The sequence below is a fragment of the Streptomyces kebangsaanensis genome, assembly GCF_001906585.1.
Taxonomy (GTDB): domain Bacteria; phylum Actinomycetota; class Actinomycetes; order Streptomycetales; family Streptomycetaceae; genus Streptomyces; species Streptomyces kebangsaanensis.
Window position 1 is genome coordinate 210,521 of the sequence record NZ_JUJA01000160.1, and the last position, 9,699, is coordinate 220,219.

Sequence of the window (9,699 nt, forward strand, 5' to 3'; positions counted from 1 at the left end):
CCCCGCCGTTCCTCACATCCACGGTCACGTAGACGTGCGACGCCTCCGCGCGCCCGGGCGGCGTTCGCTCGGGCGGGTGACCGGCTCGCCCGCCTCCAGGGCCGCCAGGCGGCGCTTCGCGCCGAAGTCGGCCAGGACCTCGGCCAGCTTGTGGACCGAGGGCTCGGGGGCCATCACGTCCACGCGCAGGCCGTGCTCCTCGGCCGTCTTGGCCGTGGCCGGGCCGATGCAGGCGATCACCGTCACGTTGTGCGGCTTGCCCGCGATGCCGACCAGGTTGCGGACCGTCGAGGACGACGTGAACATCACCGCGTCGAAGCCGCCGCCCTTGATGGCCTCGCGGGTCTCCGCCGGGGGCGGCGAGGCGCGGACCGTGCGGTAGGCGGTGACGTCGTCGACCTCCCAGCCGAGTTCGATCAGACCCGCGACCAGCGTCTCCGTGGCGATGTCCGCGCGCGGCAGGAAGACCCTGTCGATCGGGTCGAAGACCGGGTCGTACGGGGGCCAGTCCTCCACCAGCCCGCGGGCCGACTGCTCGCCGCTCGGCACCAGGTCCGGGCGCACGCCGAAGTCGATCAGGGCCTTGGCCGTCTGGTCGCCGACCGCGGCGACCTTGATGCCGGCGAAGGCACGGGCGTCGAGCCCGTACTCCTCGAACTTCTCCCGCACCGCCTTCACCGCGTTGACCGAGGTGAACGCGATCCACTCGTAGCGGCCCGTGACCAGGCCCTTGACCGCGCGCTCCATCTGCTGGGGCGTGCGCGGCGGCTCGACGGCGATCGTCGGGACCTCCTGCGGCACGGCGCCGTAGGACCGCAGCTGGTCGGAGAGCGCGGGCGCCTGTTCCCTGGTGCGCGGTACGAGGACCTTCCAGCCGAACAGCGGCTTGGACTCGAACCACGACAGCTGGTCGCGCCGGGCCGCGGCGCTGCGCTCGCCGACCACGGCTATCACCGGCCGGTGGCCCTCCGGGGACGGCAGGACCTTGGCCTGCTTCAGGGTCTGCGCGATCGTGCCGAGGGTCGCCGTCCAGGTGCGCTGCCGGGTCGTCGTACCGGCCACCGTCACCGTCAACGGGGTGTCCGGCTTGCGGCCGGCCGCGACCAGTTCACCGGCCGCCACGGCGACCGAGTCGAGCGTGGTGGACACCACGACCGTGGCGTCGGAGGCGCCCAGCTCCGTCCAGCAGCGGTCCGAGGCGGTGCGGGCGTCCACGAAGCGGACGTCCGTGCCCTCGGCGTCCCGCAGCGGCACCCCGGCGTACGCGGGCACGCCGACGGCGGCCGCGATACCGGGCACGACCTCGAAGGGGACGCCCGCGGCGGCGCAGGCGAGCATTTCCTCCGCGGTGTACGTATCGAGTCCCGGGTCCCCGGACACCGCACGGACGACCCGCCTGCCGCCCCGCGCAGCCTCCATGACAAGATGTGCGGCATCCCGCTTCGCGGGGACCCCAACGGTTGCTGACGTGCCGTCAACGACCGTGAGCTGGGGCGCGCCCGTGCCCGGGACCGGGTCCGAGGAGGAATCCGGGTCCGTGTGCACGACGGCGACGCCCTGCCTGGCGTGCGTGCGCACGACCTCGAGCACCTCGTGCTCGCCGACGAGGACGTCCGCGTGCGCCAGCGCCTCCACGGCGCGCAGTGTCAGAAGTCCCGGATCTCCGGGCCCGGCACCCAGGAAGGTGACCTGCCCGTGTTCAGGACTGGCGGCGGAAAGGGTGGTGGGGCTCACTGTGCTCGCTCCCCCATCAGACCGGCCGCGCCCTGGGCGAGCATCTCGGTGGCGAGTTCGCGACCGAGTGCCATGGCCTCGTCGTGCGTCCGGGGCACGGGACCGGTGGTGGACAGCTGCACCAGCGCGGAGCCGTCGGTCCTGCCGACGACGCCCCGCAGGCGCATTTCCTTGACAATCTGCCCACCGCCCAGCAGGTCGGCCAGCGCGCCCACGGGGGCGCTGCAGCCGGCTTCCAGGGCGGCGAGCAGGGACCGCTCGGCGGTCACGGCGGCCCGCGTGTGCGGGTCGTCGAGTTCGGCGAGCGCGGCGGTGAGCTCCGAGTTGTCCTCGGTGCACTCGACCGCCAGGGCCCCCTGGCCGGGGGCGGGCAGAATCGTGTCGACCGGCAGGATGTCGGTCACCTCGTCGCTGCGGCCGACCCGGTTCAGTCCGGCGGCGGCCAGGACGACCGCGTCGAGTTCGCCGCTCTTGACGAAGCCGATGCGGGTGTCGACGTTGCCCCGGATCGGGACCGTCTCGATGTTCAGGCCGTGGGCGCGGGCGTACCCGTTCAGCTGGGCCATGCGGCGCGGCGAACCGGTGCCTATGCGCGCCCCGTCGGGCAGGTCGGTGAACTTCAGCGCGTCCCGGGCCACGAGTACGTCACGCGGGTCCTCGCGCTCCGGGATGGCCGCCAGGACCAGGCCCTCGGGCTGCGTGGTGGGCAGGTCCTTGAGCGAATGAACCGCGAAGTCGACCTCACCCCGCTGCAGTGCCTCGCGCAGCGCCGCCACGAACACGCCCGTGCCGCCGATCTGCGCCAGGTGCTCACGGGAGATGTCGCCGTAGGTGGTGACCGGGACGAGCTCGACGGGCCGTCCGGTCACCTGGCTCACGGCGTCCGCGACCATCCCGGACTGGGCCATGGCGAGCTTGCTGCGCCTGGTCCCGAGCCTCAGTGCCTTCTCACTCATACTGGCCCTCGGTTCTTGCTCTGGATCTCGGAGTCGTTGTCGGCCCGGGAGACGGAGGCCACCGTCTCCGGATCGAGGTCGAACAGGGTGCGCAGCGCGTCGGCGTACCCGGCGCCGCCGGGCTCGGCCGCGAGCTGCTTGACCCTGACGGTCGGTGCGTGCAGCAGCTTGTCGACGACCCGCCGCACGGTCTGGGTGATCTCCGCCCGGTGCTTGTCGTCGAGGCCGGGCAGCCGCCCTTCCAGGCGGGCGATCTCGCTGCTGACGACGTCGGCGGCCATGGTGCGCAGGGCGACCACGGTGGGCGTGATGTGCGCCGCCCGCAGGGCCGCGCCGAAGGCCGCGACCTCGTCGGAGACGATACGGCGGACCTGGTCGACGTCGGCTGCCATCGGAGCGTCGGCGGAGGCCTCGGCCAGCGACTCGATGTCCACCAGGCGGGCCCCGGCGATCCGGTGCGCGGCGGCGTCGACGTCGCGCGGCATGGCGAGGTCGAGGACGGAGAGGACCGGCTCGGGCCGCGGGGCGGCGACCGGCTCGGGCCTGCGGCGCTCGGGAATGCGGCCGACGGCGGCCGCGGTCGCGGCGAGCGCGGTGATCAGCTCGGCGTCGGCCCCGGCGCCCGCCCCGGACTCCCGGCTCCGCTCGAGCAGGGAGGTGCCCTCGCCGACCCAGGTGCCGTGCTGCTCCAGGGTGGCCGCGTCCATGCCGGCGACGGCGGACTCGCCCATCAGGGAGAAGCCGGGCCCGGCCGGGGCCGGCGTGCAGCCCTCCTCGGCGCCCACGGCGGCCGGCGGCAGCGGGGTCTCGCGGACGTCCGCCCGCACCGTCGTACGACCGCTGTCGTGCCGCCGCGCGCCTGCTTCGGCGACGGCGGCCGGGGTGCCCGTACGGGCCGCGACCGCGGCGGCGATCGTCTCGGCCGTCAGGACGAGTCCCGTCGCGCCGGTGCAGGAGACGGCGACATCTGCACGTGTCAGCTCGTCCGGTACGGCGTCCATGGTCACCGCGCGGGCCCGTACGTCCGTTTCGTCGCCCTCGGTCAGGATCTGCGCGAGGCGCTCGGCGCGGTCCCGCGTGCGGTTGGCGATCACGATCTCGGCGACGCCGGCCCGTGCGAGCGTGGCGGCGGCCAGCGACGACATCGAGCCGGCGCCGATGACCAGGGCCTTCTTGCCGCGCGCCCAGGTCTGGACGTCCGCGCCCTCGGACATCTGCTCCAGGCCGAAGGTGACCAGGGACTGTCCGGCACGGTCGATACCGGTCTCGGAGTGGGCGCGCTTGCCCACCCGCAGGGACTGCTGGAACAGGTCGTTCAGCAGCCGTCCGGCGGTGTGCAGCTCCTGGGCGCGGGCCAGGGAGTCCTTGATCTGGCCGAGGATCTGCCCCTCGCCGACGACCATCGAGTCCAGGCCGCAGGCCACCGAGAACAGGTGGTGGACAGCCCGGTCCTCGTAGTGCACGTAGAGGTGGGGGGTGAGCTCCTCCAGGCCGACCCCGCTGTGCTGGGCGAGCAGCGTGGACAGCTCGGCGACACCGGCGTGGAACTTGTCCACGTCGGCGTACAGCTCGATGCGGTTGCAGGTGGCCAGCACGGCGGCCTCGGTGGCCGGCTCGGCGGCGACCGTGTCCTGCGCCAGCTTGGCCTGGTCGTCCGCGCTCAGCGAGGCGCGCTCCAGGACGCTGACCGGGGCGCTGCGGTGACTCAGTCCGACGACGAGGAGGCTCATGCCGGCATCACGGCGGGCACGTCCCCGTCGGGTCCCTGGTCGGCGGACTCGTCGCGGCCCGCGGCGGTCTGCGGAAGGGGGCCCTTGCCGACGGCCTCCTCACCGGCCTTGCGCTGTTCGTGGAAGGCGAGGATCTGCAGCTCGATGGAGAGGTCGACCTTGCGCACGTCGACGCCGTCCGGGACGGTCAGCACGGTCGGCGCGAAGTTCAGGATGGAGGTGACGCCGGCGGCCACGAGCCGGTCGCAGACCTGCTGGGCGGCGCCCGCGGGGGTCGAGATCACGCCGATCGAGACGCCGTTGTCCCGGATGATCTTCTCCAGCTCGTCGGCGTGCTGGACCGGGATGCCGGCGACGGGCTTTCCGGTCAGGGCCGGGTCGGCGTCGATGAGCGCGGCGACGCGGAAGCCGCGGGAGGCGAAGCCGCCGTAGTTGGCGAGGGCGGCGCCGAGGTTTCCGATACCGACGATCACAACCGGCCAGTCCTGGGTCAGGCCCAGTTCGCGGGAGATCTGGTACACGAGATACTCGACGTCGTACCCCACCCCGCGGGTCCCGTAGGAGCCGAGGTAGGAGAAGTCCTTGCGCAGCTTGGCGGAGTTGACTCCCGCCGCGGCCGCGAGCTCCTCGGAGGAGACCGTGGGGACCGAGCGCTCGGACAGCGCGGTCAGCGCTCGGAGGTACAGCGGAAGACGGGCGACGGTGGCCTCGGGAATCCCTCGGCTACGGGTCGCCGGTCGGTGAGTTCGGCCAGTTGCCACGGTGCTCCTGCGGGTAGAGCGGGGCTGTAGGCGGTCATACGTTCCCGGACCGCCCCGTCGACAGCAGGCTATGTCTTTGTGAACGCGTGCACAAAGATAGTGTCCGATTTGTCCACCCAACGTGACCGGGGTCACGCGCCCCCGGCGCAAGCGTGTGGAACCGGCGCACGCGCACCACCATTCCTTTCTTGTCGGGGGCAAAACCGCACACTCTCCTCTACGATCATCGCCCCCGAGACCAAGTCGCCATCGATCCTAAGCGACTTCCGGCCGTTTTGGACTCCTCGGTCAGTGTCGATCAACCGACGGGCGTCAGCCCGTGAGCGCCTTGCGCAGCCGTTCCTCGTTCACGCGCCAGAAGGTGTGCTGCTCCCCGTCGACGAGCACGACGGGGATCTGCTCCCAGTACCGGTCGTGCAGCTCCCGGTCCTCGGTGATGTCCTTCTGCTCCCAGGGGACGCCGAGGTCGGCGCACACCTTCTCCACGACGGCCTGCGCGTCGTCGCACAGGTGGCAGCCCGGTTTGCGGACCAGGGTGACGAGGCGGTCCCCGGGCTCGGGGGACCTGCGGCGGAAGATGGGACTCATGTCGGCCATTCTCACCCCGTCCGCACGAGTTCTCCGACGACACCGTCGCCGAGAGTTCACGTCCGTGCGACGTCACGGGTCCGGAACCGCCGAGCGGACTGGTTATGCTCGGCGCCATGGCCGCTCTAGGATGGCTCACCCCCCGTAGGCGCTCCGCCACGGCGCGAAGCGTGTTGGCAGGCGAGGCCTCGGCGGAGGCAGCGCGCAAGTCCTCCCAGGAGGCGCAGGAGACACAGGAGACGGAGGTCCCGCCGTCCCCCGTCAAGGAGGCGGAGTTCCCGGTGCACGGGGACGACCGGGCCGCCGCGTTCTTCGACCTGGACAACACGGTCATGCAGGGTGCCGCGCTGTTCCACTTCGGCAGGGGCCTGTACAAGCGGAAGTTCTTCGACACCCGCGAGCTCGCCAAGTTCGCCTGGCAGCAGGCGTGGTTCCGGCTGGCCGGGGTGGAGGACCCCGAGCACATGCAGGACGCGCGCGACTCGGCGCTGTCGATCGTGAAGGGCCACCGGGTCTCCGAGCTGAAGTCGATCGGCGAGGAGATCTACGACGAGTACATGGCCGAGCGGATCTGGCCCGGCACGCGCGCGCTCGCCCAGGCCCACCTGGACGCCGGCCAGAAGGTGTGGCTGGTCACGGCCGCGCCGGTGGAGATCGCGCAGGTCATCGCCCGCCGCCTGGGCCTGACCGGCGCGCTGGGCACGGTGGCGGAGTCCGTCGCCGGCATCTACACCGGCCGCCTGGTCGGCGAGCCGCTGCACGGGCCCGCGAAGGCGGAGGCGGTACGCGCCCTGGCCGCCGCGGAGGACCTGGACCTCTCCCGCTGCGCCGCCTACAGCGACTCCCACAACGACATCCCCATGCTGTCCCTGGTCGGCCACCCCTACGCCATCAACCCCGACGCCAAGCTCCGCCGCCACGCCCGCCAGATGGACTGGCGCCTGCGCGACTACCGCACCGGCCGCAAGGCCGCCAAGGTCGGCATCCCCGCGGCGGCGGGCGTCGGCGCGGTCGCCGGCGGCACGGCGGCCGCCATCGCCCTCCACCGCCGCCGCCGCTGACCCCCGGCCCCGCGGGCCCCACCCCTCGGCCCGGCGACGGCCACGCCCGCAGAGACCCCTGCCGGTCACGGCCCGTACGGGCCACAGCCGGCCGCGAGCCGTTCCTGCGGGAAGGGGCCGGACGAGGGGCCGGACGCCGGCTCCATCACCGCCTCGCGCAGAACGCGCTCGCGTGAGACGTCCGACGCCTCCGCGTCCGGCCGCACGGTCCTGAACGCGACGTTCCGGTGCGGCGCGGTGCCGCTCGCCCGCCAGGCCTCCCCCGTACCCGTGCCACCAGGTCGGCCGGGCCCGTGCTTGGCGGTGAACTGCCAGAACGCGCCCCAGACCCACACCGAAGCCGGAACGGATCGATCAGAAAACGGTCACTCTCCGGTGCGCAACCGGGCGTCAATCGGTTACGGAAGCGACGTAATCGATGATTTGAGCAACTCGGTGTAATGGCACCTTTACGAAGCGTTATTCTCCTCAGACGCAAACCGGTACCCCTCCGTCGCCACGACGGGTGAAAGGTCCCGCACTGCACGTGATGGAAGCTCTGCCTCTGGGAGTCCCGTGTACCCACACGTCGGGGTTGACGCCTCGGGCCTGGCTACGCTCCGCGCAACGGTCCTGGACCTGCTGCGCGGCCTCGTCCCCACCGCGTACGCCGGCCCCGCATTCGCCACGGCCGCGCCCGTGGGCCCGTGCTACGCGCTGGCCGACAGCATGGAGCAGGGACCGGCCCGCAGCGCCGTCGTCGAGGGGCGGCGGGCGGGGGAGGCACGGGCGGCCGGCAGACGAGGGCGTACCGCGGGGACCGCCGTCCGGCGCCCGGCCGCGGACAGCGACAGCGCCCGCATGATGGAGCTCGTGGAGCGCGCCCAGGCCGGCGAGGCCGACGCCTTCGGGCGTCTCTACGACCAGTACAGCGACACCGTGTACCGGTACATCTACTACCGCGTCGGCGGCAGGGCGACCGCCGAGGACCTCACCAGCGAGACCTTCCTGCGCGCCCTGCGCCGTATCGGCACCTTCACCTGGCAGGGGCGCGACTTCGGCGCCTGGCTGGTCACCATCGCCCGGAACCTGGTCGCCGACCACTTCAAGTCCAGCCGCTTCCGTCTCGAGGTCACCACCGGCGAGATGCTCGACGCCAACGAGGTCGAGCGCTCCCCGGAGGACTCCGTCCTGGAGTCCCTGTCCAACGCCGCCCTCCTGGACGCCGTACGACGGCTCAACCCCCAGCAGCAGGAGTGCGTCACGCTCCGCTTCCTGCAGGGCCTCTCCGTCGCCGAGACCGCCCGCGTGATGGGCAAGAACGAGGGCGCCATCAAGACCCTCCAGTACCGGGCCGTACGCACCCTGGCCCGGCTCCTCCCGGACGACGCCCGCTGATCCACCCGTGCCCGGCGTCCCTCAACTCACCCTCCTTAGAGGCACGTTGACTTCTCCAACGGATCCTGTGCCGTCCGTAACCCAAGTGCCGAGCCGCTCGTTGTGCGGGATAGAGGCTCCCTGTGGTCACGCCTTGGCCAATCCTGACCACCCGTTCGGGTGGACACGGCCGTGGACGTGCAACCCTCAGGACCCCCGGGGAGTCGACCGTCATGACGAGAGGAGGTGCCGCCAGTGATCGCGAACGTATCGGCGCACCGGCGGGCGAACGCCTTCGCCCAGGCCCTGGAGGAGCTGTCCGACCAGGGCACGGCGGCCGAGCAGTCCGAAGGGCCGGCACCGGCACCGGCTGCCGCGGAGCAGACCGAGCAGGGCCGTCTGCTGGCCCTCGCCACCGGTCTGGGCGCGCTGCCGCGGCCGGAGCTGGACCCCGAGGTCAAGGCCGTCCAGCGGGCCCGCCTGGTGGCCGCGATGGAGGCCATGCTGCAGGAGGGCACCGCGGGCGGGGCGACGGATCCATCGGTGCCCGGACAGCGGGCACACCGCGCTCGGGGTGCCCATCGGGCGAGCGGCCTGGGGAAACTCCGGCCGCGCACACGGCTGGGCAAGTCCCTGGCCGCCGGCGGGCTCAGCCTCGGGGTGGCCGCCGGGACCTTCGGAGGAGTGGCCGCGGCCAGCTCCGACGCCCTCCCCGGTGACTCGCTGTACGGCCTCAAGCGCGGCATCGAGGACTTCAGGCTCAACTACCTGACCGACGGTGCCGACGAGCAGGGCCAGGCCTATCTCGACCTGGCCTCCACCCGGCTGAGCGAGGCCCGCAGGCTGATGGACCGCGGCCGCGGCGGCCACCTCGACCACGAGTCGCTCGGCGAGGTCCGCCACGCCCTGTCCGGGATGCGGCACGACGCGGCCGAGGGCCACCGCCTGCTGCACGAGGCGTACCAGCGCGACCCCGACTCCCTGGGCCCCATCCAGGCGCTCTCCGCCTTCTCCCGGGCCCACCGCGCGGCCTGGGGCGAGCTGCGCGAACAGCTGCCCGTGCAGCTCGGGGACGTCAGCCGGCAGGTGTCGTCGGTGTTCGACGCCATAGACGAAGAGGTCGCCCCGCTGCGGTCGCTGCTGCCCCAGCCCGCCGCACCGGACGGCGTCGACGGCAAACGGCACGGGACCAGCCCGACGCCGTCCCCCGACGCCTCCTCCGGCACCGGCCCGTCCGCCCGGCCCAGCACCGGCGGCGACGTCTCCCCCGGCACCCACCACCCCGGCAGCGCCGGCCCCAGCAAGTCGGCCGGTGGCGAGGGCGAGGGCCTGTTCGGCGGCAGCACCGGCGGCCTGCTCGACCCGCCCAAGCCCAGCGGCAGTGCCTCACCGTCCGCGAGCAGGTCGGCCCCCAGCGGCCCCGAGGTGACCATCCCGCCCCTGCTCCCGGGCCTGTTGCCCGGCCTCGGCATCGAGGCGGAGGACGCCAAGTAGCGGCCGTACGGCGGCGGGG

At 72.8% G+C, this 9,699-nt stretch carries 9 protein-coding genes; 3 read left to right on the forward strand and 6 right to left on the reverse strand.

Going from position 1 to position 9,699, the window contains the following annotated elements; genetic code table 11:
* Window positions 1–24: 24 nt before the first annotated feature.
* The 5 genes from RH94_RS30985 to RH94_RS31005 all read right to left on the reverse strand — a co-directional run bounded on the left by RH94_RS30985 (window position 25) and on the right by RH94_RS31005 (window position 5,778).
* Window positions 25–1,734 (reverse strand): bifunctional uroporphyrinogen-III C-methyltransferase/uroporphyrinogen-III synthase, encoded by a 1,710-nt coding sequence (locus tag RH94_RS30985; RefSeq protein WP_073951639.1) that lies wholly within the window; start codon window positions 1,732–1,734, stop codon window positions 25–27.
* On the reverse strand, window positions 1,731–2,690 hold the full coding sequence (gene hemC / locus RH94_RS30990) for a hydroxymethylbilane synthase (protein WP_073951640.1): 960 nt from the start codon (window positions 2,688–2,690) through the stop codon (window positions 1,731–1,733). Before hemC ends, RH94_RS30985 begins: the two co-directional genes overlap by 4 nt.
* Entirely contained in the window at window positions 2,687–4,420 is a 1,734-nt protein-coding gene (locus RH94_RS30995) for a glutamyl-tRNA reductase (RefSeq protein ID WP_073951641.1), read from the reverse strand. Before RH94_RS30995 ends, hemC begins: the two co-directional genes overlap by 4 nt.
* Window positions 4,417–5,181 carry a redox-sensing transcriptional repressor Rex gene (locus RH94_RS31000; RefSeq protein WP_073951642.1) on the reverse strand — a complete coding sequence of 255 codons (765 nt, stop codon included), beginning with the start codon at window positions 5,179–5,181 and terminating at the stop codon, window positions 4,417–4,419. Before RH94_RS31000 ends, RH94_RS30995 begins: the two co-directional genes overlap by 4 nt.
* A gap of 312 nt (window positions 5,182–5,493) precedes the next feature.
* A complete protein-coding gene (locus RH94_RS31005) occupies window positions 5,494–5,778 on the reverse strand; it encodes a glutaredoxin family protein (RefSeq protein ID WP_107428869.1) in 285 nt (94 codons plus the stop codon).
* Window positions 5,779–5,885: 107 nt separating this feature from the next.
* Here RH94_RS31005 and RH94_RS31010 point away from each other — a divergent pair, with 107 nt between their 5' ends.
* Entirely contained in the window at window positions 5,886–6,830 is a 945-nt protein-coding gene (locus RH94_RS31010; RefSeq protein ID WP_073951677.1) for an HAD family hydrolase, read from the forward strand.
* A gap of 65 nt (window positions 6,831–6,895) precedes the next feature.
* On the opposite strand, the gene RH94_RS31015 is transcribed toward RH94_RS31010, so the two are convergent.
* Entirely contained in the window at window positions 6,896–7,165 is a 270-nt protein-coding gene (locus tag RH94_RS31015) for a hypothetical protein (protein WP_073951643.1), read from the reverse strand.
* Window positions 7,166–7,385: 220 nt separating this feature from the next.
* On the opposite strand from RH94_RS31015, the gene RH94_RS31020 reads away from it, so the two are divergent.
* Window positions 7,386–8,207, forward strand: a complete 822-nt coding sequence (locus RH94_RS31020; protein WP_073951644.1) for an ECF subfamily RNA polymerase sigma factor, BldN family — start codon at window positions 7,386–7,388, stop codon at window positions 8,205–8,207.
* Between the two features lie 234 nt (window positions 8,208–8,441).
* Window positions 8,442–9,680: a DUF5667 domain-containing protein gene (locus RH94_RS31025; protein WP_073951645.1), complete on the forward strand. Its 1,239-nt coding sequence runs from the start codon at window positions 8,442–8,444 to the stop codon at window positions 9,678–9,680.
* Window positions 9,681–9,699 lie beyond the last annotated feature (19 nt).

Coding starts and splice junctions, on each gene's coding strand:
- hemC (WP_073951640.1), bottom strand. CDS start 2,690: ATGAGTGAGAAGGCACTGAGGCTCGGGACCAGGCGCAGCAAGCTCGCC.
- RH94_RS30995 (WP_073951641.1), bottom strand. CDS start 4,420: ATGAGCCTCCTCGTCGTCGGACTGAGTCACCGCAGCGCCCCGGTCAGC.
- RH94_RS31005 (WP_107428869.1), bottom strand. CDS start 5,778: ATGGCCGACATGAGTCCCATCTTCCGCCGCAGGTCCCCCGAGCCCGGG.
- RH94_RS31010 (WP_073951677.1), top strand. CDS start 5,886: ATGGCCGCTCTAGGATGGCTCACCCCCCGTAGGCGCTCCGCCACGGCG.